Origin of the sequence: Bacillus swezeyi (assembly GCF_030908325.1) — a bacterium.
Lineage (GTDB): Bacteria > Bacillota > Bacilli > Bacillales > Bacillaceae > Bacillus > Bacillus swezeyi.
In genome coordinates this window covers 3,136,118-3,156,981 of sequence record NZ_CP133085.1, presented here as the reverse complement: position 1 = coordinate 3,156,981, position 20,864 = coordinate 3,136,118, and the positions used below count along the sequence as shown (strand labels likewise).

Genomic DNA, 20,864 nt, shown 5'->3' with positions numbered 1-20,864 from the left:
GTTTCATTTTATTATATGCAACCTTTTGGTTTTATGTCAATGTTGTCGGCATAATCGCCGTGGACAAGGCATATCATGTACAAACCAACCTGAATGTAAAGGATGAGGGTTATGAGTCATAGAGCAGATGAGATTCGAAAAAGAATGGCCAAAAAACGAAAGCAGAAAACCGCGGGAAAAACGCCCGGTCAGCCGGACAGCAAAAAAAGGCCGGCCAAGCCGCCTGTCTGGACTGCCTTTCCCGAAGATGAAAAACACGGTGAATTTCCCGCGCATGAAGGAAGTTCTTTTCTGATAAACGGAAAGCATCCGCTTATAAAGGCAGATGTGCTCATGATCAAATGTCTTTTGGCCGCCTGCCTCGTTCTTATATCCGCGATTGCCTACAAAGGGCAATTTGCACCCTTGAAACAGGTCAGACCAGCGATCAGCCAGGTGTTCACCGAAGAATTTCAGTTTGCGGCTCTCGAGCATTGGTATGAATCAAAATTCGGCCATCCGCTCGCACTGTTTCAGCCGAAAAGCGGCAAGCCGTCCGGTCAGGTAGAGGTCAATCAAGACTTGGCTACACCTGCTATGGGAAAGGTTCAGGAGAAATTCTCCGGTCAGGGCATTAAGGTAGAAACAGAAGATGAAACCATCCGGAGCATGAAGGAGGGCTATGTCATTGAAGTGGACAAAAACCCTGATACCGGCCTGACGGTTGTCGTGCAGCATGCGGATAACAGCTACACCTACTACGGTCAGTTGAAAAAAGCAGATGTCGCTTTATATGATTTTGTTGATAAAGGAAGCAAACTGGGAACGATTGAACAGGGCAAAAATCATAAGGGCGTCTATTATTTTGCGATTAAACAGGGAGAGGAATTTGTCGACCCGATACAGGTGATTACATTTGAATAAATGGACGGAGCTCATCACAAAGCTTCATATTCATCCGCTGCTGTGGTTTGTGATGGCGCTCGGTTTGATGACCGGGCATATTAAAGCGCTATTTTGTTTAATGATTATTATTTTCATTCACGAGCTTGGCCATGCTGCGGCAGCCGTTTATTTTTCATGGAGGATTAAGGGCATTTTTTTGCTCCCCTTTGGCGGAACGTTAGAGGTTGATGAACATGGCAACAGACCGTTAAAAGAAGAGCTCTCCGTCATAGCGGCGGGGCCGGTGCAGCATATCTGGCTTCAATGTGCAGCTTGGGTTTTGTCAGCCAATGCATTGATCGGGCCGGAAGTTTTTAAGATGTTCACTTTTTACAATATAACGATCCTCTTGATTAACTTATTCCCCGTCTGGCCGCTTGACGGGGGAAAACTGCTGTTTTTGCTGTTTTCAAGATATATTCCATATCAAAAAGCACAGCGGATGAGCTTGTTTGCGTCGTGCATTGGCTGTACCTTTTTAATCGGCTTGATTTTGCTGATTTCTCCTTCGCAGCTGAGCGCCTGGGTGCTGTTTATCTTTCTGGCTGTTTCTCTGCATAACGAATACCGCAATCGCCATTATGCACACATCCGTTTTTTGCTTGAACGCTACTATGGAAAGGAGCGGGAAGTGCGCTTGTTGTCACCGATCACCGCACACGCCGATGAACAAATCTATGATGTCATGCTCAGGTTCAAAAGGGGCTGCAAGCATCCAATCATCATTGAGAAAAACGGCGAAAAACTGAGTCAGCTTGACGAAAATGAAGTTCTTCACGCCTATTTTGCCGATAAACGAACGACATCTTCAATGGAAGAACTGCTTTTGGTTTATTAATCATCTAGATTTGCCTAACTGACATTGACATTCGGCTTCTTTTTTGGTATAGTTTTTAATGTTATGGATGTAGCACCCGTGCTACAACCGCTCAGCGCAGGTGTTAAGTGCTTTCTAAGCCCCCTGCTGACTGGCGAGTCTTAGTTTATTAGGAGGTGCAGAGATGTACGCAATTATTCAAACAGGCGGAAAACAAATCAAAGTTGAAGAAGGTCAAACTGTATACATTGAAAAGCTTGCTGCTGAAGCCGGCGAAACAGTTACTTTCGACAATGTATTGTTTATCGGCGGTGAAAACGTTAAAGTTGGCAGCCCAATGGTTGAAGGTGCTACGGTAACAGGCAAAGTTGAAAAACAAGGCCGTGCTAAAAAGATTACCGTATTTAAGTACAAGCCAAAGAAAAACCAACACAAAAAACAAGGTCATCGTCAGCCTTACACAAAAGTTGTCATTGAAAAAATCAACGCATAAGGCGTGTAAGATATGATTCAAGCAACGATTACAAGATCCCGATCGAACAAAGACATTTTGTCCTTTGAAATGTCGGGGCATGCGAATTTTGCTGAACATGGACAGGATCTCGTTTGTGCAGGGGCATCGGCAGTTGCCTTTGGAGCGGTCAATGCGGTCATTAAACTGACGGGCATTGAACCGGTCATTGATCTCGGGGAAGACGGAGGGCTCTTAGTCTTCAAATTCCCTGATGAAACCGATCGGGAAGCTTTTGAAAAAGCTCAGCTGCTTCTTGAAGGCATGATCGTTTCCCTTGAAACCATTGAACGGGATTACAAAGGTTACTTAAAAGTAACGACGAACAAAATATAGGAGGTGAGCTACATGCTAAAATTAGATCTTCAGTTTTTTGCATCTAAAAAAGGAGTAGGTTCAACGAAGAACGGACGTGACTCTGAGGCGAAACGCCTAGGTGCTAAACGTGCAGACGGTCAATTCGTATCTGGCGGTTCCATCCTTTATCGTCAGCGCGGAACAAAAATCTATCCAGGTGAAAACGTTGGGCGCGGCGGAGATGACACTCTATATGCTAAAGTCGACGGAACTGTTAAATTCGAACGTTTCGGCCGTGACCGCAAAAAAGTGAGCGTATATCCTGTAGCCTAACCTTAAACAAAACTCCGGTCGTTCTGACCGGAGTTTTTTTACATATTTGCTGCACCGTCCAAGACGATTGGAATTTCCTTTTTGAACCGTGAAATCACCTTCCCGGCGGGTGCAAAAGCCCGGGATTCCGCTCTGATTCGGCTTCGTTAAAGTATATAAACGTGTTTCATTTATACAGTCTTCTCTGTTATAATTCAAAGTACACACTGAATCAGACTCCTAAAAGAGAGAACAAACGATTGGGAGTGCCAAAATGGAAGATATTTCGAAAAAACAGGAAAAGAATATGGACGATAAAGCTTTGACCCATGAGCTTATTCATTTGCTCAGCCATTCAAGACACGACTGGATGAATAAACTGCAATTGATTAAAGGAAACCTAACATTAAAGAAGTATGACCGCGTGTTTGAAATTATTGATGAAGTGGTCATAGAAGCTCAGCATGAATCAAAGCTTTCAAATCTTAGAATACCGCGCTTTGCTTATGACTTGCTCACATTTAACTGGACGGCTCATTCGCTGACGCTTGAATACGAGGTGATCGGCGAAGTCAGAGATCTGTCAGCCTATGAAGAAAAGCTGGTGGCTCTCGTCAGAAAGCTGTTCCGGATTTTTGACGATTCCGTTTTAAAAGGCAGTGAGAATCATTTGACGATCACGCTGCAGACGGACGGTCAGCTTGTCATCTATCTCGATTTTCACGGTGTTTTTACAAAGCTGACAGGTTTTAAAGATTTTCATCAATCACAGGCTGATTTTTATGAAATCAAACGGCTTGATGTAACAGACCGTGAATGCCTTGCTGAGATTCATATTAAGTAAAGCACAGTTTTTTGAGGAATAGAACGGAGGACATTATGTTTGTTGATCAGGTAAAAGTATATGTTAAAGGCGGAGACGGGGGCAATGGAATGGTTGCCTTCCGCCGCGAAAAATATGTGCCTAAAGGAGGCCCTGCAGGCGGAGACGGCGGAAAAGGCGGAGACGTCGTTTTCAAAGTTGACGAAGGCCTCAGCACGCTGATGGATTTTAGATATCAAAGACATTTCAAGGCGATTCGCGGCGAGCATGGCATGTCGAAAAATCAGCACGGCAGAAATTCGGAGGATATGGTGGTTAAAGTTCCCCCGGGCACCGTTGTCATTGATGATGACACAAAGCAGGTTCTCGCTGATTTAATCGAGCATGGACAGGAAGCCGTCATCGCAAAAGGCGGACGCGGAGGACGCGGTAATACCCGCTTTGCGACACCGGCAAATCCGGCGCCGCAGCTTTCGGAAAACGGCGAACCGGGCAAAGAACGCTATGTGGTGCTTGAACTGAAGGTTTTGGCCGATGTCGGCCTAGTCGGTTTCCCAAGCGTAGGAAAGTCAACCCTCTTGTCTGTCGTGTCTTCAGCAAAGCCGAAAATCGCTGACTACCATTTTACAACGCTTGCCCCAAACCTCGGAATGGTTGAAACCGATGACGGGCGCAGCTTTGTGATGGCAGATCTTCCGGGACTGATCGAAGGAGCCCATGAAGGAGTGGGGCTCGGCCACCAATTTCTCAGACATATTGAGAGAACGCGCGTCATTGTTCACGTGATTGATATGTCAGGCCTTGAAGGGCGCGATCCTTACGAGGACTACGTGACAATCAATAAAGAGCTCGAGCAGTATAATTTAAGGCTGACTGAGCGTCCGCAGATTATCGTCGCCAATAAAATGGACATGCCGGAAGCTGAAGAAAACCTGAAGGCATTTAAAGAAAAGCTGACAGAGGATCACCCAGTTTTTCCGATCAGTGCAGTCACAAAACAAGGCTTAAGGGATCTGCTGTTTGAGATTGCCAACCGTTTGCAAACGACACCGGAATTCCCGCTGTATGACGAGGAAGAACTGACTGAAAACAGAGTCATGTATAAGCTGGAGGATGAAGAAGCGCCGTTTGACATCACCCGCGATCCTGACGGCACCTTTGTCCTGAGCGGAGCTAAGCTTGAACGCCTATTTAAAATGACGGACTTCTCAAGAGACGAGTCTGTGAAGCGCTTCGCCAGACAGCTTCGAGGAATGGGTGTTGACGACGCTTTGCGGGCACGCGGTGCAAAAGATGGAGATACGATCCGCTTGCTCGAGTTTGAATTTGAATTTATTGACTGATCGTGTCGGAGAGTTTGCCAAGCAGGCTCTCCGAATTTTAACGGAAAGGAAGCGTCTTTCCTTTCAAGCGATCTATTTTAAAGGAAACAGGTTTTTTTAAAAGGAGAGAAAAGTCAGTGAAAGAGGAGACCTTTTATCTTGTCAGAGAAGACGTGCTGCCTGAGGCAATGCGGAAAACACTTGAGGTCAAAAAGCTGATTGAACGGAAGAAAGCAGAATCTGTAGCTGAAGCCGTCCAAAAGGTTGATTTGAGCAGAAGCGCTTTTTACAAGTACAGAGATGCGGTATTTCCTTTTTATACAATGGTCAAAGAACAGATCATCACGCTTTTTTTTCATTTGGAAGACCGTTCAGGAACGCTGTCCCATCTGCTTCAGGTTGTAGCTGAATCAGGCTGCAATGTGCTGTCGATTCACCAGACCATTCCCCTTCAGGGAAGAGCGAATGTCACATTGTCAGTCAGTACGAGGGGAATGGCTGACAATATTGATTTACTGATGAACAAATTGAGAAAACTGGAATTCGTAGAAAAGGTCGAAATACTAGGTTCAGGCGCATAAAGGGAGAGAATGATATCAATCATGAGTATGAAAGTTGGTTATTTAGGTCCTGAAGCAACATTTACACATCTTGCTGTTTGCTCTTGTTTTACAAGCGCCAAACAGCAAGCATTTAGCACAATACCTGCCTGTATGGACGCAGCCATGAATGGTGAAATCGATCTGGCTGTCGTACCGCTGGAAAATGCAATCGAAGGATCAGTGAACTTGACAATTGATTATTTAATTCATGAACAGCCGCTTTATATTGTCGGGGAAATCACCGCTCCGATCCGCCAGCATCTGCTTGTCCATCCTTCAAGAAAAGAAGTATGGGCGGATATTCAAAAGGTTTATTCCCATTCCCATGCGATTGCACAGTGCCATAAATTTTTACACAGCCAATTTCATTCTGTTCCATTCGAATATGCAACGTCTACGGGAGCGGCGGCAAAATATGTGAATGAACATCCGGAGCAGAATATTGCGGTGATCGCCAATGAAATGGCTGCCGAAACCTATCAATTAGAGATCGTTAAACGGGATATCCATGATTATGAATATAATCATACAAGATTTGTTATGCTTCATCCGGATCGGCATGCTTCCGTTCAAGTCAATCCGGTATTAACGCCAAGGCCGAAAACGACGCTTTTGGTGACCCTTCCTTCAGACAGATCAGGGGCGCTCCATCAAGTGTTATCAGCTTTCGCCTGGAGAAATTTGAATCTTTCCAAAATTGAATCCCGTCCGACTAAAACCGGTCTGGGAAATTACTTTTTTATCATCGATATTGAAATGGCTTTAGATGATGTCCTGATTCCGGGTGCAATAGCCGAGCTTGAAGCTTTAGGCTGCAAAGTGAAGATGCTCGGGGCTTACAATGCTTATAGCTTATAACAATGAATAGGTCCTTCGCCATCATGGCAAAGGACCTTTTTTTCATTTCTTATTCAGAAATCAGAATGCCCGCTTTTTTGAGGGCCTCGCATGCCTGTTCGATCTTTTTCTCATCATCTGCCTCCAGTGTATGCAGATGTATCCCGTTTGTCAGCTGGGACAGGTAAGCGGCATTCGTAGAGGAGATTTTTTTGACAAAATCGGAGACCTCTTTTCTCGTGCTCACTCTAATGGAGGCCGTTAAATCGCCGTAGACAGGATGTTCAATCGTAACATCCTTCACCGTCACACCAAAATCGACAATCACGTTTAGTTCCTCTTCTGTTTTTTCAGGTTCATGATCACATGCGATGATTCGTTGAACCGGCTGTTTTTCTCCGGCGGCAGACCGCAAGTACATGTAACCTTGGCTTGTTGCGATAATCGGTTCATTTTTGGCCTTTAATAAAGAAATATCTTGTACGATCACTTGCCGTGAAACGGACGCTTTTTTTGCCAGCCCGCTTCCGGTTAATGGGGTCTCTGATTCTTTTAGCCAAGCAAGCAGCTGCTTGCGCCGCTCAGCTCCCATCAGTTTTAATCCGTCTGTCAATCCGTTGGTCCCCTTTCTCATGATTCATATCTGTCAATACATCCAACAGTTTATCAATATGGTTCTTTGTCGTGTCATAGCCGAAGGAAATCCGTATGAATTGAAGCGCCTGCTCTCTTGGAATGCCAAGGGCATTCATAGTGTTTGACGGCTCATGATAGCCGGCTGAACAGGCGCTTCCCGTTGATATGCAGATTCCGCGCCGATTACATTCCAGCATAACATATTGTCCTTCAAAGCAATGAAAAAAACAACCCAAAATATGAGGAAGCACCTGTGAATCGGCCGCATCGGAAACGGCCAGTGAGATCGGAAGGCTCCGTTCTTTTAACCCCTGCAGGAAATGGCTGCGCAGTATTTGGTGCTTTTCATAAGCGGCAGCCATATGGCCGATCGTCGATTCAGCAGCGGTGACAAAAGCGCCGACGCCGGGTACATTGACCGTGCCGCTTCTAAATCCCTTTTCATGCAAGGTTCCGGGATAGACAGGTCTCCAATTCACACCTGGCCGAATATAGACTGCACCTGTGCCTTTAGGTCCGTATACTTTATGGCTTGAAACCGATAAAGCATCCACTCCGAGCCGAGCAGCATTGACAGGAATTTTGGCAAACGTCTGAACGGCATCACTGTGAAGAAGCACACCGCGTTCATGCAAAAAAGAGGAAATCTCCGCTAAAGGCTGAATGACGCCCGTTTCTGAATTCGCGTGCTGAATGGAGACAAGCCCAGTATCAGGGCGGAGATGCCGTTCTAATATTTCGGCGGTGATGATGCCGCAAGCATTGGGCTTCATCGTGCTCACTTCAAATCCAGCCATGGAAAGGTGGCGCTTCAAAATATGAATGGATTGATGTTCCATTTCTGTCATTAAAAAATGCCGTTTATCAGAGGGGAGGCCATTTAAGATGGAATGGATCGCCAAAAAATTCGATTCTGTGCCCCCGCTCGTAAAATAAATCCCTTCAGGCTCACCCGATATCAATTCTGCCAGCTTTTGACGGCAGTGTCGCAACATGCTCTCAGCTTTCCCCCCTGCATCATGCAGACTGCTTGAATTGCCGTAAATGTCCGTGCTGAGTTTTTGAAACGCCTTCAAAGCGTCTTTGGAAGCCGGTGTTGTCGCTGCATAATCAAGATAAATCACAATTCAAATCTCCATTCTTATAAAAAATACTTGAGTTTATTTTATCTATATGTAAATATAGGTGTCAAGACACATGTAAATATACAGGAGGAGTCATCATGTCTGGTCAGACGATCATTGTTGTCGGCGCAGGTGCGGCTGCTCTGTCTTTTGCTGCAGCCATGCCGCCATCATTTGAAGTGATGGTGATGACGAAAGAGTCGGTATATGACAGCAATTCAACGCTCGCTCAAGGCGGTATTGCCTCGTCTAAACTGCCTCATGATTCAACCTTTGCCCATGCAGAAGACACATTATACGCCGGCTGCGGCCACAATCACATTGAAACAGTCAATGGTGCCATTGAAGATGGGCATCGGCTTGTTGAAGAGCTGATCGATCAAAATTTCCCTTTCGATGCAGATGAAGATGGAAAACTCCGCCTCGGAAAAGAAGGCGCACATTCAGTGAACCGGATTTTGCATGCCGGCGGAGATGCGACGGGACGGATGCTGATTCGCCATTTAATCGGACGGCTCGGTTCTCATGTCGTGCTGAAGGAGCACGAAACCGCGGTTGACTTATGGCTCGAAAACGACCGCTTAGCAGGCGTCTGGACGAAAGACAGCCGGGGAAATGTCAGTCTCAGAAAAGCAGATTATATCGTCTTAGCGGCAGGAGGGTGCGGAAATCTTTTTCAAATGCACACAAATAACCGCTCAGTGACAAGCGACGGACTTTCTCTCGCATATCGGGCGGGAGCGGAGCTGACTGATTTGGAGTTCGTTCAATTTCATCCCACACTCCTCTTGAAAAACGGGCGTGCACATGGGCTTGTCTCTGAGGCCGTCCGCGGGGAAGGAGCCATTTTGATAGATGAAAACGACCGGCGGGTGATGGAAGAGATCCATCCTTTGAAGGATTTGGCGCCCAGAGATATTGTCTCAAGAGCGATTCATGAAAAGCTGGCTGCCGGAACCCGCGTATTTTTGGATATCAGGAACATACGGGATTTTAGGCTGCGTTTTCCAACGATCTCTTCGCTTTGTGAAAAAGCAGGAGTCCCAATTGAAGACGGGCGGCTTCCCGTATCACCCGGGATGCATTTTTTAATGGGCGGAGTTTCCGTAAACAAGTGGGGAGAAACGTCTGTACCAAACCTTTTTGTCATCGGAGAAGCCGCTTGTACGGGCTTCCACGGAGCCAATCGGCTGGCAAGCAATTCTCTTTTAGAATGTCTTGTCTTTGGAAAAAGAGCGGCAGAACGGATCCAAAAACGAAAAAAACCGGCCTTTCTCAGCGGAAAAGCCTCTGATCCGGAAGAGATGACATTTGACGTACCGCTTGTGAATATGAAAGCCATTCAGAAAAAGATGACAGATCATGTCTCCATTGTACGTACGGCGGATGAACTGCTGAAGGTGAAAAATTGGCTCGAACAGACGCCTGTTCAAAAACTGAATGTGAAAGAAATCACAAAAGAGGAGCTGAATCTGGCCCACCTGTGGCAGACTGCTAAGCTGATGACAGCTTCTGCCTTGCTTCGAACAGAAAGCAGAGGAGGACATTTCCGTTCAGATTATCCGTCGATCGATGATGAAAACTGGAAAGGAAAACAAATCATCCATTCAAAAGGCAGCATCAAGGTGAGAGAAAACGAAGGGATTGTGAACTATGCAGAAGCTCAAGCTTAGGCAAATGCTCGAAGAATTTTTCAAAGAGGATATCGGCTGGGGAGATCTCACTTCCCAGGCTGTTTTTAATGAAGATCATCAATGCGAGGCTGTTATTACGGTGAAGGAAGACGGCTTGTTTGCAGGGGCGATGGTGATCAAGGAAGGATTTCGGCTGATCAATGAAACGATAGCCGTTGATCTGAGAAAAAAAGATGGTGAACCGGTTGAAAAAGGAGATGCGATCGCATATCTCAAAGGTCCGGCAGCCTCTCTTCTGACAGGTGAACGGGTTGTGCTCAATCTTATACAGCGAATGTCGGGTATTGCTACATTAACGAATCAATCCGTTATCAGGCTAAATGATCCGAGCATTTCGATTTGTGACACGAGAAAGACCACGCCCGGCCTCCGTATGCTTGAAAAATACGCGGTCAAAACGGGGGGAGGCACAAATCACCGCTTTGGACTTGACGGTGGCGTCATGATTAAAGACAATCACATCGCTGCTTGCGGTTCGATTATAAAAGCGGTTGAAAAAGCGCGGGCAGCTTGCGGACACATGGTGATGATCGAAGTGGAAATCGAGTCTGAAAAAGAGCTAATGGATGCGATCGAAGCGGGGGCGGATATCATTATGTTTGACAACTGTCCTCCGGAAACGGTGAAAGCATTTGCGGACATGACGCCTGCCGGAATGATAACAGAAGCTTCCGGAGGCATTTCATTTGAAAATCTCCCTGCATACAGGGGAACAGGGGTCGACTGTATTTCGTTGGGCTATTTGACACATTCGGCGAAGAGTCTTGATTTCAGCATGAATGTTGATCTGAAAAACGAAGCGGGATTGGAGAGGTGACAGATGTCTATTTTAAACTTGATAAACGATGCAAATGCGGGCATGATGCCAGATCATTATAAAGAACTGACTGATGAAGAAATGGTGCAGAGAATTTTGCGGATCAAAAAGAAATACGGGGAAAAGCTGTTCATCCCCGGCCACCACTATCAAAAAGACGAAGTCATTCAATTTGCGGATGCTACAGGGGATTCGCTGCAGCTTGCCCAAGTGGCCCAGCGCAATAAAAAAGCAGAATATATCGCGTTTTGCGGTGTGCATTTTATGGCAGAAACAGCCGATATGCTCACGTCAGAAGAACAGGTCGTCGTTTTGCCTGATATGAGAGCCGGCTGTTCGATGGCAGACATGGCAAATATGCAGCAAACAAACCGGGCTTGGGATGAACTGACACGAATCTTTGGCGATACGATCATTCCGTTAACATATGTCAATTCAACGGCCGAGATTAAAGCTTTTACAGGGAGAAACGGCGGGGCATCCGTCACTTCCTCCAATGCAAGCCGCATTGTAACATGGGCGCTCACGCAAAAAGAACGAATTTTATTTCTTCCTGATCAGCATCTTGGGCGCAATACGGCATATGAATTAGGGATTCCGCTCAGCCGGATGGCAGTATGGGACCCTATTGCTGAAAAGCTGGTGTATGACGGAGATATACAAGACGTAAAAATCATTCTGTGGAAGGGCCATTGTTCGGTTCATGAAAAATTCACCGTGGCGAATATCAAAAATGTAAAAGAACGTGATCCTGACATCAATGTCATTGTCCATCCTGAATGTACGCACGAAGTCGTGATGCTCAGCGATTTCAGCGGCTCCACCAAAAAAATTATCGACACCATCAATGAAGCGGAGCCTGGAAGCAAATGGGCGGTTGGAACAGAGATGAATCTTGTCCAGAGAATCATTAATGAGCATCCTGATAAACAGATTGAATCCCTCAATCCCGACATGTGCCCGTGTTTGACGATGAACAGAATCGATCTTCCTCATTTATTATGGTCATTGGAGCAAATAGATAAAGGCGAACCGACGGGCGTGATTAACGTTGAAAAGGATATCACAAAAGATGCTGTCACTGCTCTTAACCGGATGTTAAGCATCGGCTAAATTTCTGAAGAACAAGTTTTTATCATAACCCCTCCTGTCTGCGCATACATTTGTGAGGAAACATATTTGTTATTCTAATGCGTTCGTTCACGTTTTTGCATAGGAGGGGAAAACGTTGAAAATTCATATTGTCCAAAAGGGCGACTCTCTTGAAAAAATTGCAGAAAGATATGAAGTGGACTTTCAAGAACTGAAAAAACTAAATTCGCAGCTGAGTAATCCAGATTTGATCATGCCCGGAATGAAAATAAAAGTGCCGTCAGGGGGAGTGCCGGTAAAAAAAGAAGAAGAGGTTAATATGCGGAAGGAATTTCCAAAAAAGCAGGAACATCCATTTGCAAAAGAAAAGCCTAAAGGCAAGCTTGATGTTGAAGATATCAAACCGAAAGAAAAGCCTTCGACTCCTTATGTTCCGCCTGTTCCTAATTTAGGTCAGTCAAGTATGCCTGAGGGAGACATTTCCAACCTTTATCAGAATGTAAATCAGCTTCATCAGCCGTTTGTACCTCCGAAACCGTATGAGCATCATAAGAAAGGCCCTAACATGAATTTTCCATGGACAAATGAGGAGGAGAGCAATATGGAAAATGTTAACTATCCAAATATTCCGCAGCCGCCTAATGTAGGAGCAGCAGGTGATGAAAACAAGAAATTTCACGGAATGCCGAATGTTGCACCTGCTTATCACCATCCATACCCGTATCATCCGGGCTGCTTAATCCCAGTTTCTCCGGTATTGCCTGGCACTGGTTTATGTTATCCATGGTATCCTTATCCTGCTCATCAAATGCCTTACATGCCTCAGCCGGGATATGTATCACCGGCGGAATATGACGGAGATGACAACATGAGTCATGACAACATGAGTCATGACAATCCCGGCCATCACGGCTATCAGCAACAGCCTTATCAGCAACAGCCCTATCAGCAACAGCCAATGACAGCACCTGCCTATATGCCTGGATATGCACCTTATCAGCCAATGCCTGGATATGCACCGCCTAATGTCGGGCATGGAGGAGATCCAAATATGTCGCACGGAGGCGGAGATGACTGCGGATGCGGACCAGGCCAGTTCCCGGGAGGCTATCAGGGCGGTGTACCATACGGCCAGATGCCGCAAATGGGGAGCCCTTATGGCATGGGTGGATACGGCCAGCAGCCGGCAGGCGGCCAAATGTTCAACAGGCCGGAAGATGATGAAGACTGATCAAGTATGGGACGATGATCTATCGTTCCTTTTTTAATGTGGCTCAAATAAGGATTCTCATGCCGTTTTTTAAGCGATTGTCTATAACTGTCAAGGGTAACTCTCCTCATCCCGCACATCCTAAAAAAGAGCGAGATGCTCAAATTAGCGGTTTTCACGGGGGGGTCTACCATTGGACAAAAAGCTGAAAGTGTTTTCGGGTATTTTACTTTTGACAGCTGGTCTTTCAGCCTGCGGAACGAACAATGCTTTGGATACAAGAAACGATAACAATACCCGTCCAATCGGATATTATTCCAATGACGCAGATCGTGATGACGGGTTTGATAATGACGGTCCTGTTACAGAAATGCTTGAAAATATGAACGGGAGAAATGGCACGACAAATGTGACAAACCGAAATGACAACCCCGTTCCGACAGGCGATGGAACGTACAGCCGGGGAGACATGAATTATCACAACCATTTGGTGAATACGGCAAACACGGGATATGATAAACCGCAAAACCGTAAAATCTCAAGGGACATCACAAAGCGTATCAATAAAATGAATAATATCGACGAAAGTCAAGTTGCTGTCACAAATGAAACAGTGATCATTGCTGTGCGGGCTGACAAAAATCTGTCAAATGACGAGAGGAACCAAATAAGAAAAACAGCGAAAACGTTGGCCGGAGATCGGACGATTCAAATTGCAGAAGATAACGGCACATTCACAAGGCTGCGTGAAATGAATGACAGTCCACAGAACTTAAGGGATCGCGGAGACACCACAAATGATCATTTGAACCGCATGCGGAATCAATGACAATTCCAAAATTGCCGGGATACGCCCCCGGCAATTTTGCCATTTTCTTTACAAAAGCGGGCAAAACCGTATAAAGTGATACATAGAGACGAGAATTTTTTTGGAGGTAGAAAGATATGGCTGGCCATTCTAAATGGAAAAATATTCAGAGACGAAAAAATGCCCAGGATGCAAAACGCGGCAAAATTTTTATGAAGCTTGCCAAAGAAATTTATGTAGCCGCAAAAGAGGGGGGACCTGATCCCGAATCAAACGCAAGCCTGCGCCTCGTCATCGATAAAGCCAAAAATGCAAACATGCCGAATGACAACATTGACCGCGCCATCAAAAAAGCTTCAGGCAGCCAGGACGGAAACAGCTATGAAGAAATAACGTATGAAGGCTATGGCCCCGGCGGTGTGGCTGTCATGGTCAAATGTCTGACAGATAATAAAAATCGGTCGGCGACAAACGTCAGGACCGCTTTCAGCAAAAACGGCGGAAGCCTGGGAGAAACAGGCTGCGTCTCTTATATGTTCAATCGGAAAGGATACATTGCCATCGAGCGTGAAGACCTTGAAACAAATGAAGAGGAATTCATGCTTGAAGTCATTGATATAGGTGCAGAAGAACTCGAAACGAGCGATGAGCTGTTTGAAATTTTTACGGAGCCTGAAGAGTTTGAGAAAGTGAAAAAGGCTCTTGAAAGCCGCGGTTATCAGCCTGCTACAGCAGAAATCACAATGATTCCCCAAACATATGCCGAAGTGGATGAACCGGTTCAGGGAAAAATCGAAAAACTCGTTGATCTGCTTGAAGATGACGATGATGTACAGGAAGTGTATACAAACATTCATTAAAAAACGCGAGTCAAAAGGACGCCCTTTTCGTTTAAGAGGCGTCCTTTTTCTATGTCTTCAACCATTTAGAAGGAGCAACAAGCCAGCTGCGGAAACAAAATCTTTTTTTAAACATATATTGTGAAGGAATCTCGGCATGAAGAGTATGGAGAGGAGGGATGATAAATGGCTGAACAGCATGGAAACGAGAAGCCGTTTTCTGCATCGAACGCAAACCAGCAAGACCAGGAAACGGCTCAAGTCATTGAAAAAATCAACAGCCTTGTCACCGGCTTTGGCCAATCCATTTATGGTTTGGTTCAAGAGAAAAACGGAATCGATTTAACAGAAGCTGATTTCTCAAATAACAAAAACGCAGAACTTAATCAATCGATCCAAAATATCATCAACGAATACATTCAAAACATCAACAGCCTGAATGCTGAACTGAACGGAAAGATCGGCGACTCGATCACCGGAACTGTAACAAGCAAAAATAAAGATGCTTAGAATTGATAGATTCTCCATTTTGTCGGCAAAGCTAGATCAGCATTGTCGGCAAGTTTTTTTATACATATAAACAGCTGCAGACCTAAACTCCCGCAGCCGTTTGCTGTTTAAATGCTTTTCTTCATGCCGCAGCGCCGGCATTCGCGCAAGAATTGTCCGTTCTTTACCGAGCTTTTAAAAAGCGTATAGTCGCAATTGTCGCAGCGTCCGTGGCGGACATCAGGATACTGATTGTAGTCATAAACAATTGCCGGATCATAGTCTTTTGTTTCATAATCTGTTTCCATGATATTTTTCACCTGCATTTTTATTATCGGTTAATAGGATAACAGAAGGAGCTGAAAAAGGAAATATAGCACCTGCATAGATTGTCGCTGGTTGTTATACTTTTATCAAACCGTATACCCCGTTTGTGGTAAAACGCCCCTATTGCAAGGGAATAGGGTTTCCCGAGGAAAATCGGCAGGCAGCTGAATTTTCTTATCGGATTTTCTTCTTAAAATTTATCTGTCTTTTAAACTAACTAAAAAGGATTGTTTTAATAAAAAAATTAAAATTTTTATTTTTTATCAAACTTATTCATAATTGAATGCGTAATATCTTAAGCGTAAAATAACTGTGTCACAAAAAAGTCAAAACACATATAACAGTTCAGCATGAAGGACATGCTTTTTAGACTTGCATTATAAGAAACAAAAGGGGAAGAAAACATGAAAAAGAAAGTATTCATCTTTTTGGTGATCGCAGCTGTGATGATAAATGGTGTATACAGGTGGGCTGAGAAAACGGCCAGGGAGGAATATCAGCTCCAGGCCGGCGACAGGTATGCCAATTTCAAGGAACTGCAGAAGCATGAAAAAAACGGATATAATATTGAATATCATGAAGAAGCAGGAAGCGACTGTTTAATTTTTTCGCCTCACGGAGGAAGAATTGAAGGCGGGGTCAGTGAACTTGTACGCGCTTTTAACGATGATTACTCAACTTATTTATTCGAAGGAAAAAAAGATAAGAATAATTCCGATTTGCATATCACGAGCACAAATTTTGACGAGCCGCTCGCCTTGCAAAAAATAAAAGAGCACCACTATACAATCGCTTTTCACGGCTATTCGGGCGATCGGCCGCACACATTGGTCGGAGGCACGGACAGACAACTGGCAAAAGCCATTGTCAGATCTCTTAAGAAATCTGATTTTTCTGCTGAACTGGTCAAAGTGAACGGCAGGTTTGCCGGAACAGCTGAGGAGAACATCAATAATGAAAGCCAGACGGGGATGAGCGTGCAGCTGGAAATCAGCACGGCGCAGAGAAAAGCATTTTTTGAAGACTTTGATTATAAAGACAGAGAGGAGACCAAAACAAGGAAGTTTTACAGATATGTTAAAGCGGTTCGAAAAGTACTGGAAGACAAATGTTAAAGAGCTTCATTTGAGCAAATTCCAGGAAAATCATGTTATTCTAAATGTGAATGGCTGAAATCATGAAAATGAAGGAGGAATAGAAGAATGGAACGGAAAACCCGTATCGTTCAGGATTTTTTATCCCACCGCACCGTCACAGAAGAACTGATTGGAAGAATTGCTGAAAAACATACTGATTACAAACCGACTGAGACTTCAATGTCTGCAAGAGAATTGGTGACGCACATGCTGTATTCTTTCTATCAATTTGCACGGACCGCTAAGGAAGGAAATCCGGAAGCGTTAAAAAAGAAAATGGAAGAAACAGAGACAAGCCTTGCCGAGCTTGCCCAAACTTATACCGAAAAAACGAAAGAACTGCTCGAGTCCTTTACAGATGAGGAATTGGATCGTGAAATCGATCTGACCAACATGTTTGGACAGAAAGTGACCGCTGAACAGCTGCTTCAGTTTGTCATCGGCCATGAGATTCACCACAAAGGCAATCTTTTTGTGTATGTGCGTGAAATGGGACATACTGATCTGCCTTTATACGTCAAGCTTCGCTGACATCCTGAAAAAGCCTCGGTTTTAAAGAAAATCCAGCCGGAACGAATATGAATGAGGACGGGAGCACACATTATGAGTAAAATCTAAAGGAGGATTTCAGGATGAATACACAGCGTGCCCAAGAAATCGTCGAATCTCCCGTCATGGTCGATGTCACTTATAACGGCCGGCCCATTTATATTCAGCATGTTGATGAACAAAGCGGAACCGCGAGAATCTATCCGCTTGGCCAGCCTGAGAATGAGCAGGAAGTGCCGCTTACGAACTTGCAAGAACAATAAAAATAGAAACCAACAAACCCCTTTCGCTTAGGAGGGGGTTTTTAATGTTGACGCCAAAAAAGCGAAAAGGACACCTTTTTGTTATGATATGAAAATAGATGTAATTAGTTTGGGGAGTGTAGCAGATGTATACGATTTTATATATTGAAGATGATCAGGAGATCGGCCGATTTTTGAAGGAGTCTCTTGAAAACAAAGGTTATAAGCTAGTCTGGCTGACATCTTCCCTCGGCTATGAAAGGCATATGGATACAGCAGATTTGGTCGTCTTGGATATTATGATGCCGGGCTTGGACGGGTTTACGATCGGAGAGAGGATGAAGGAGTCTCATCCGCAAGTGCCGATTTTGCTATTGACTGCGAGAACGGCTTTAGAGGATAAGCTCAAAGGACTTGGATTTGCCGATGATTACGTCACAAAGCCTTTTCATCCTGAAGAGCTCGGAGCACGAATTGAAGTGCTGCTGAGAAGGTTTGACAAGACGCATATCAATGAGCTCAACCTGAAACATCTGAAGGTGTATATGCAAGAGAATCGAATCATAAACAAACACACAGGAGAAGAGGTTTTATTAACGGATAAGCAGCTGAAGATTTTCTTTCTTCTGCTCAGGCACCCCAATCAAATTTTGACGAAGGAACAAATATATGAAAGCATTTGGAAGCAGCCGTTTATTGAAGGGGATAAAACATTAATGGTTCATATCAGGCACCTGCGCAAAAAACTAGAAAACAACCCAAACCAACCCGAAATCCTTGAGACGATCAGGGGAATCGGCTACAGGATCAAACAATGAAATTATCGACAAAATACTTGATGAATATTATCACCTCTCTCCTTTTCTTTCCGATTGCCTTTTTTCTTGTTAATTTCATTTATTTTATCACGCTCACCTACATCATCGATGATCAAAGCATTACACATTATGAACCGGAACAATTGGAAAAGCGGTGGAAAAGCGATGTTGCGAATTTAAAGGGGAAAACAAATGAAGAGATTTTGTCTTCGTTCAGCGGAAAGAAACGATACAAAGATTCCGACATCATTTGGATGAACGATGAAGGGAAAGTATTGTACTCTACATCGGCCGGCTACCCCGAAGGAAAAACGGATTTGACAGTGACTGATGTTTTCAACATGATGAGGCGCGATAATAAGAATTATTTCCTGCTCCAAGTTTATCTGAAAGGAAAAGAAGACAGCGGTTATGCGATATTGGAGACGCCCCGGTCGCTCATCGGCACGGAGTGGGCGTTTTTAAGGGAGAAATACACGCATCTGTGGTTTACGATCGTAATCGGTGTTTTTTTATTGTTTGTTTTCAATTCATGGCGGTTTTTTTCCAAGCTACAGAAACGGCTCGTTAATCTGGAAAAGCATATGAAAACACAAGGCGATGACGGCATACCGCAGCCGCTCGGGATCAAGCGGAATGATGAGCTCGGGCAAGTTGAATACTCATTTAATCATATGGTCGAAGAACTGAGAACGAGCAGAAGGAAAGAGCGCGAGGAGGCCGAAATTCGAAAAAAACTGATTGCTGATTTATCCCACGATCTAAGAACGCCGCTTACCGTCATCAGAGGACATACGTTCTCGTTAAAGGATGAAGACATTAGTGAAAAAGGAAGCCATTCTTTACAGGTCATAAACGATAAAATCGCTTTTATCGGTGATTTGATCGACAATCTGTCTTCCTACTCGCTTCTGGCTGCCGGAAGACTGCCGCTGCACAAAGAGCGCACCGATGTCTTAAGGGTCATCCGTTCCTCATTGGCCGGCTGGTATCCGATTTTTGAAAAAGAACAGTTCGACGTCGACATTGATTTAAAACAGCCTATCGAGTGGGACATTGACGAAACATGGCTAAAACGCATTCTTGATAATTTGTTTCAAAATATATTGCGTCACGCCTATTCAGGAAAATACGTATCTGTCAAAACAAAAATGTCATGCGGACGTCCTGTTCTGCAAATTAAAGACAGGGGACCGGGCTTTGACGCCGTCTCCGGAAAAAAAGGCGCCGGCATCGGCCTGTCCATTATTGAGATGATGCTCAAGCAAATGGATCTTCACAGCAAAATCAGCAGTGATTCAGACGGGACGATATTTATGATTTATAAAAACTGATACTGGTTTTAAAAAGCGGGAAATCAAGAAGATTCTCGCTTTTTTATTTGATTTAAACGGAATTTAAACTAGAAAACAGCCTTTTTTTAACCTGCAAAATCTATAGTTGAAAACAGATGAAGTATCAGATCTTATCAGAAGATGTGCTGCTTTGTTGTCAGAGGTATAAATCTCGATTGTACGGAGGGGAAATTAAAATGAATATGATTTTCTTCATGATTTCCATGCTGGCTTTTGGAACAGCTTTTGTTATTTTTATCAGCATGATACTGAATGACGGAGTCAAAGGGCTGTTGGATCTGTCCAGAAAGCCGGTCAAATGGATGAGCGGAGCATTTGCGCTTTATCTTGTCACATTTGCAGCGTTTATCTTGCTCAGCTGAACGTTCCAACAGCGGAGGGTCTGGCAGTGACTATTAATTGATAAATTTTGCGATGCCGCCTACTGCTAATCTCAGCAAGTAATATAAAGGCTCGAGCAAATCAAATAGGCATAGGTAATCCGATTTGTCAGATTTCTGCCGCTTTTTTTTCTTCAACATCTGATGCTCCTTTCAAAAAGGGATGCTGACTAATATACGGTATGTGCCCTTGGAAGGTTTCATCATTCGGATAAGAAAAACAGCCTTTCCTGAAGGCTGTTTTTTTATGAGTGAAATTTGTTTTTTCTGGCGGTCCATTGTTTTTGCAGCCAGTTTTTTTTATAAAGAAAAGCGATCGTTTCCATCCACAATTTAGGGATTTTTTGCGGGAACCCACTTTTTTTGTAAAGGATTTGATAGGCTGATTTAAGGTCCTCCCACTGTTTGCATGCCTTCGTTTGTGAAAACCTGGCGACATCGATGACTTTTACGGCTCCGGACGGGGTCAGAATCAGATTTCGAAGGTGAATGTCAGAAGGGTTTAATCCTTTAAGCCGCGCATCTTGCAAAGCTCGGTCCACCTCTTGAATCATTTCATCCTCGATGCGGATGCCTTTGATTAAACATTCGTAAAAGGTATGTCCTTTAATATATTCCATTAAAATATAGGAATGTCCCGTTTCATAAATATCCGGATAATAGGGAGAATCAGAAAGTTTTTTGTATATCTCCGCTTCCCGTTGAGCGGTTTCTTTGAATTCGGGGAAAAAGACTTTCAGCGCCTTTTCCCTGCCTTGCTCTCTCAGTTTAAAAACGTATGCGCTCCGTCCTTTCCCGATTAATTCCAATTCATCAGGCTTTTTGACAAGCTTGTTAAATCGTTTGTTCGTGTCGTATATGACGGTTTCTGAATATGTTTTCGCCTTTGTCATGTTGAGTTCA

The 20,864-nt window shown here is 44.3% G+C and carries 27 protein-coding genes and 1 other annotated feature; of the genes, 22 read left to right on the top strand and 5 right to left on the bottom strand.

All coding sequences use genetic code 11. From position 1 onward, the window contains the following. Window positions 1–111 precede the first annotated feature (111 nt). The 9 genes from RBH91_RS15655 to pheA all read left to right on the top strand — a co-directional run bounded on the left by RBH91_RS15655 (window position 112) and on the right by pheA (window position 6,466). A complete protein-coding gene (locus RBH91_RS15655) occupies window positions 112–903 on the top strand; it encodes a M23 family metallopeptidase (RefSeq protein WP_307892157.1) in 792 nt (263 codons plus the stop codon). Further along, the gene (locus tag RBH91_RS15650; protein WP_307892156.1) at window positions 896–1,762 is read left to right on the top strand and encodes a M50 family metallopeptidase; all 867 of its coding nucleotides are present in this window, start codon (window positions 896–898) and stop codon (window positions 1,760–1,762) included. Before RBH91_RS15655 ends, RBH91_RS15650 begins: the two co-directional genes overlap by 8 nt. Window positions 1,763–1,837: 75 nt before the next feature. Further along, window positions 1,838–1,913, top strand: a sequence feature (ribosomal protein L21 leader region). A 12-nt stretch (window positions 1,914–1,925) separates the two neighbouring features. Next, window positions 1,926–2,234, top strand: a complete 309-nt coding sequence (gene rplU / locus RBH91_RS15645) for a 50S ribosomal protein L21 (protein WP_307892155.1) — start codon at window positions 1,926–1,928, stop codon at window positions 2,232–2,234. Between the two features lie 12 nt (window positions 2,235–2,246). After that, entirely contained in the window at window positions 2,247–2,588 is a 342-nt protein-coding gene (locus tag RBH91_RS15640) for a ribosomal-processing cysteine protease Prp (protein ID WP_076762984.1), read from the top strand. A 12-nt stretch (window positions 2,589–2,600) separates the two neighbouring features. Continuing rightward, a complete protein-coding gene (rpmA, locus tag RBH91_RS15635; RefSeq protein ID WP_076762982.1) occupies window positions 2,601–2,882 on the top strand; it encodes a 50S ribosomal protein L27 in 282 nt (93 codons plus the stop codon). Window positions 2,883–3,135: 253 nt separating this feature from the next. Beyond that, window positions 3,136–3,705 (top strand): sporulation initiation phosphotransferase B, encoded by a 570-nt coding sequence (locus RBH91_RS15630; RefSeq protein WP_076762980.1) that lies wholly within the window; start codon window positions 3,136–3,138, stop codon window positions 3,703–3,705. Window positions 3,706–3,740: 35 nt separating this feature from the next. Beyond that, window positions 3,741–5,027, top strand: a complete 1,287-nt coding sequence (gene obgE, locus RBH91_RS15625) for a GTPase ObgE (protein ID WP_076762977.1) — start codon at window positions 3,741–3,743, stop codon at window positions 5,025–5,027. A 116-nt stretch (window positions 5,028–5,143) separates the two neighbouring features. Continuing rightward, window positions 5,144–5,587, top strand: coding sequence for an ACT domain-containing protein (locus RBH91_RS15620; protein WP_076762976.1), 444 nt, complete (start codon window positions 5,144–5,146; stop codon window positions 5,585–5,587). A 27-nt stretch (window positions 5,588–5,614) separates the two neighbouring features. Continuing rightward, window positions 5,615–6,466, top strand: coding sequence for a prephenate dehydratase (gene pheA, locus RBH91_RS15615; RefSeq protein WP_307894773.1), 852 nt, complete (start codon window positions 5,615–5,617; stop codon window positions 6,464–6,466). A 49-nt stretch (window positions 6,467–6,515) separates the two neighbouring features. Here the strand turns inward: pheA and RBH91_RS15610 are convergent, their stop codons facing one another. Together RBH91_RS15610 and RBH91_RS15605 are read right to left on the bottom strand one after the other, a co-directional pair. After that, window positions 6,516–7,058, bottom strand: a complete 543-nt coding sequence (locus tag RBH91_RS15610) for a transcription repressor NadR (protein ID WP_076762974.1) — start codon at window positions 7,056–7,058, stop codon at window positions 6,516–6,518. Further along, window positions 7,027–8,205 (bottom strand): IscS subfamily cysteine desulfurase, encoded by a 1,179-nt coding sequence (locus RBH91_RS15605; protein ID WP_307892154.1) that lies wholly within the window; start codon window positions 8,203–8,205, stop codon window positions 7,027–7,029. Before RBH91_RS15605 ends, RBH91_RS15610 begins: the two co-directional genes overlap by 32 nt. 98 nt (window positions 8,206–8,303) lie before the next feature. Here RBH91_RS15605 and nadB point away from each other — a divergent pair, with 98 nt between their 5' ends. The 7 genes from nadB to RBH91_RS15570 all read left to right on the top strand — a co-directional run bounded on the left by nadB (window position 8,304) and on the right by RBH91_RS15570 (window position 15,175). Next, a complete protein-coding gene (gene nadB, locus RBH91_RS15600; RefSeq protein ID WP_307892153.1) occupies window positions 8,304–9,878 on the top strand; it encodes an L-aspartate oxidase in 1,575 nt (524 codons plus the stop codon). Then, window positions 9,859–10,716: a carboxylating nicotinate-nucleotide diphosphorylase gene (gene nadC, locus RBH91_RS15595; protein ID WP_307892152.1), complete on the top strand. Its 858-nt coding sequence runs from the start codon at window positions 9,859–9,861 to the stop codon at window positions 10,714–10,716. Before nadB ends, nadC begins: the two co-directional genes overlap by 20 nt. Before the next feature lie 3 nt (window positions 10,717–10,719). Beyond that, on the top strand, window positions 10,720–11,829 hold the full coding sequence (gene nadA, locus RBH91_RS15590; protein WP_307892151.1) for a quinolinate synthase NadA: 1,110 nt from the start codon (window positions 10,720–10,722) through the stop codon (window positions 11,827–11,829). Between the two features lie 115 nt (window positions 11,830–11,944). After that, a complete protein-coding gene (safA, locus tag RBH91_RS15585; protein WP_307892150.1) occupies window positions 11,945–13,039 on the top strand; it encodes a SafA/ExsA family spore coat assembly protein in 1,095 nt (364 codons plus the stop codon). 172 nt (window positions 13,040–13,211) lie between these two features. Next, window positions 13,212–13,847 carry a YhcN/YlaJ family sporulation lipoprotein gene (locus tag RBH91_RS15580; RefSeq protein WP_307892149.1) on the top strand — a complete coding sequence of 212 codons (636 nt, stop codon included), beginning with the start codon at window positions 13,212–13,214 and terminating at the stop codon, window positions 13,845–13,847. 116 nt (window positions 13,848–13,963) lie between these two features. Beyond that, entirely contained in the window at window positions 13,964–14,686 is a 723-nt protein-coding gene (locus RBH91_RS15575) for a YebC/PmpR family DNA-binding transcriptional regulator (RefSeq protein ID WP_307892148.1), read from the top strand. Between the two features lie 165 nt (window positions 14,687–14,851). Next, window positions 14,852–15,175 carry a hypothetical protein gene (locus RBH91_RS15570; RefSeq protein ID WP_307892147.1) on the top strand — a complete coding sequence of 108 codons (324 nt, stop codon included), beginning with the start codon at window positions 14,852–14,854 and terminating at the stop codon, window positions 15,173–15,175. Between the two features lie 107 nt (window positions 15,176–15,282). Here the strand turns inward: RBH91_RS15570 and RBH91_RS15565 are convergent, their stop codons facing one another. Then, window positions 15,283–15,462 (bottom strand): DUF8096 family protein, encoded by a 180-nt coding sequence (locus RBH91_RS15565; RefSeq protein ID WP_148958213.1) that lies wholly within the window; start codon window positions 15,460–15,462, stop codon window positions 15,283–15,285. 423 nt (window positions 15,463–15,885) lie between these two features. Between RBH91_RS15565 and RBH91_RS15560 the strand changes: the two genes are divergently transcribed. From RBH91_RS15560 to RBH91_RS15535, 6 genes are all read left to right on the top strand, one after another. Continuing rightward, the gene (locus RBH91_RS15560) at window positions 15,886–16,596 is read left to right on the top strand and encodes a poly-gamma-glutamate hydrolase family protein (protein WP_076762951.1); all 711 of its coding nucleotides are present in this window, start codon (window positions 15,886–15,888) and stop codon (window positions 16,594–16,596) included. A gap of 87 nt (window positions 16,597–16,683) precedes the next feature. Further along, on the top strand, window positions 16,684–17,148 hold the full coding sequence (locus tag RBH91_RS15555) for a DinB family protein (protein ID WP_307892146.1): 465 nt from the start codon (window positions 16,684–16,686) through the stop codon (window positions 17,146–17,148). Window positions 17,149–17,249: 101 nt separating this feature from the next. Continuing rightward, entirely contained in the window at window positions 17,250–17,429 is a 180-nt protein-coding gene (locus tag RBH91_RS15550; protein ID WP_076762947.1) for a small acid-soluble spore protein H, read from the top strand. Between the two features lie 125 nt (window positions 17,430–17,554). Then, complete coding sequence (locus RBH91_RS15545; protein ID WP_307892145.1) at window positions 17,555–18,226, top strand: response regulator transcription factor; 672 nt, start codon at window positions 17,555–17,557, stop codon at window positions 18,224–18,226. After that, a complete protein-coding gene (locus RBH91_RS15540) occupies window positions 18,223–19,560 on the top strand; it encodes a HAMP domain-containing sensor histidine kinase (protein ID WP_307892144.1) in 1,338 nt (445 codons plus the stop codon). Before RBH91_RS15545 ends, RBH91_RS15540 begins: the two co-directional genes overlap by 4 nt. 197 nt (window positions 19,561–19,757) lie before the next feature. Continuing rightward, a complete protein-coding gene (locus tag RBH91_RS15535) occupies window positions 19,758–19,943 on the top strand; it encodes a Mas-related G-protein coupled receptor member D (RefSeq protein ID WP_307892143.1) in 186 nt (61 codons plus the stop codon). 33 nt (window positions 19,944–19,976) lie between these two features. Here the strand turns inward: RBH91_RS15535 and RBH91_RS15530 are convergent, their stop codons facing one another. Together RBH91_RS15530 and RBH91_RS15525 are read right to left on the bottom strand one after the other, a co-directional pair. Beyond that, window positions 19,977–20,099, bottom strand: a complete 123-nt coding sequence (locus tag RBH91_RS15530) for a hypothetical protein (RefSeq protein WP_307892142.1) — start codon at window positions 20,097–20,099, stop codon at window positions 19,977–19,979. Between the two features lie 107 nt (window positions 20,100–20,206). Then, complete coding sequence (locus tag RBH91_RS15525) at window positions 20,207–20,854, bottom strand: phosphotransferase (protein ID WP_307892141.1); 648 nt, start codon at window positions 20,852–20,854, stop codon at window positions 20,207–20,209. Window positions 20,855–20,864 lie beyond the last annotated feature (10 nt).

What these genes read in the sequence shown, in the direction of transcription:
- RBH91_RS15655 (WP_307892157.1), top strand. Translation starts at nt 112, where the DNA reads ATGAGTCATAGAGCAGATGAGATTCGAAAAAGAATGGCCAAAAAACGA.
- rplU (WP_307892155.1), top strand. Translation starts at nt 1,926, where the DNA reads ATGTACGCAATTATTCAAACAGGCGGAAAACAAATCAAAGTTGAAGAA.
- RBH91_RS15640 (WP_076762984.1), top strand. Translation starts at nt 2,247, where the DNA reads ATGATTCAAGCAACGATTACAAGATCCCGATCGAACAAAGACATTTTG.
- rpmA (WP_076762982.1), top strand. Translation starts at nt 2,601, where the DNA reads ATGCTAAAATTAGATCTTCAGTTTTTTGCATCTAAAAAAGGAGTAGGT.
- RBH91_RS15630 (WP_076762980.1), top strand. Translation starts at nt 3,136, where the DNA reads ATGGAAGATATTTCGAAAAAACAGGAAAAGAATATGGACGATAAAGCT.
- obgE (WP_076762977.1), top strand. Translation starts at nt 3,741, where the DNA reads ATGTTTGTTGATCAGGTAAAAGTATATGTTAAAGGCGGAGACGGGGGC.
- pheA (WP_307894773.1), top strand. Translation starts at nt 5,615, where the DNA reads ATGAAAGTTGGTTATTTAGGTCCTGAAGCAACATTTACACATCTTGCT.
- nadB (WP_307892153.1), top strand. Translation starts at nt 8,304, where the DNA reads ATGTCTGGTCAGACGATCATTGTTGTCGGCGCAGGTGCGGCTGCTCTG.
- nadC (WP_307892152.1), top strand. Translation starts at nt 9,859, where the DNA reads ATGCAGAAGCTCAAGCTTAGGCAAATGCTCGAAGAATTTTTCAAAGAG.
- nadA (WP_307892151.1), top strand. Translation starts at nt 10,720, where the DNA reads ATGTCTATTTTAAACTTGATAAACGATGCAAATGCGGGCATGATGCCA.
- RBH91_RS15575 (WP_307892148.1), top strand. Translation starts at nt 13,964, where the DNA reads ATGGCTGGCCATTCTAAATGGAAAAATATTCAGAGACGAAAAAATGCC.
- RBH91_RS15570 (WP_307892147.1), top strand. Translation starts at nt 14,852, where the DNA reads ATGGCTGAACAGCATGGAAACGAGAAGCCGTTTTCTGCATCGAACGCA.
- RBH91_RS15565 (WP_148958213.1), bottom strand. Translation starts at nt 15,462, where the DNA reads ATGGAAACAGATTATGAAACAAAAGACTATGATCCGGCAATTGTTTAT.
- RBH91_RS15560 (WP_076762951.1), top strand. Translation starts at nt 15,886, where the DNA reads ATGAAAAAGAAAGTATTCATCTTTTTGGTGATCGCAGCTGTGATGATA.
- RBH91_RS15555 (WP_307892146.1), top strand. Translation starts at nt 16,684, where the DNA reads ATGGAACGGAAAACCCGTATCGTTCAGGATTTTTTATCCCACCGCACC.
- RBH91_RS15550 (WP_076762947.1), top strand. Translation starts at nt 17,250, where the DNA reads ATGAATACACAGCGTGCCCAAGAAATCGTCGAATCTCCCGTCATGGTC.
- RBH91_RS15545 (WP_307892145.1), top strand. Translation starts at nt 17,555, where the DNA reads ATGTATACGATTTTATATATTGAAGATGATCAGGAGATCGGCCGATTT.
- RBH91_RS15540 (WP_307892144.1), top strand. Translation starts at nt 18,223, where the DNA reads ATGAAATTATCGACAAAATACTTGATGAATATTATCACCTCTCTCCTT.
- RBH91_RS15535 (WP_307892143.1), top strand. Translation starts at nt 19,758, where the DNA reads ATGAATATGATTTTCTTCATGATTTCCATGCTGGCTTTTGGAACAGCT.
- RBH91_RS15525 (WP_307892141.1), bottom strand. Translation starts at nt 20,854, where the DNA reads ATGACAAAGGCGAAAACATATTCAGAAACCGTCATATACGACACGAAC.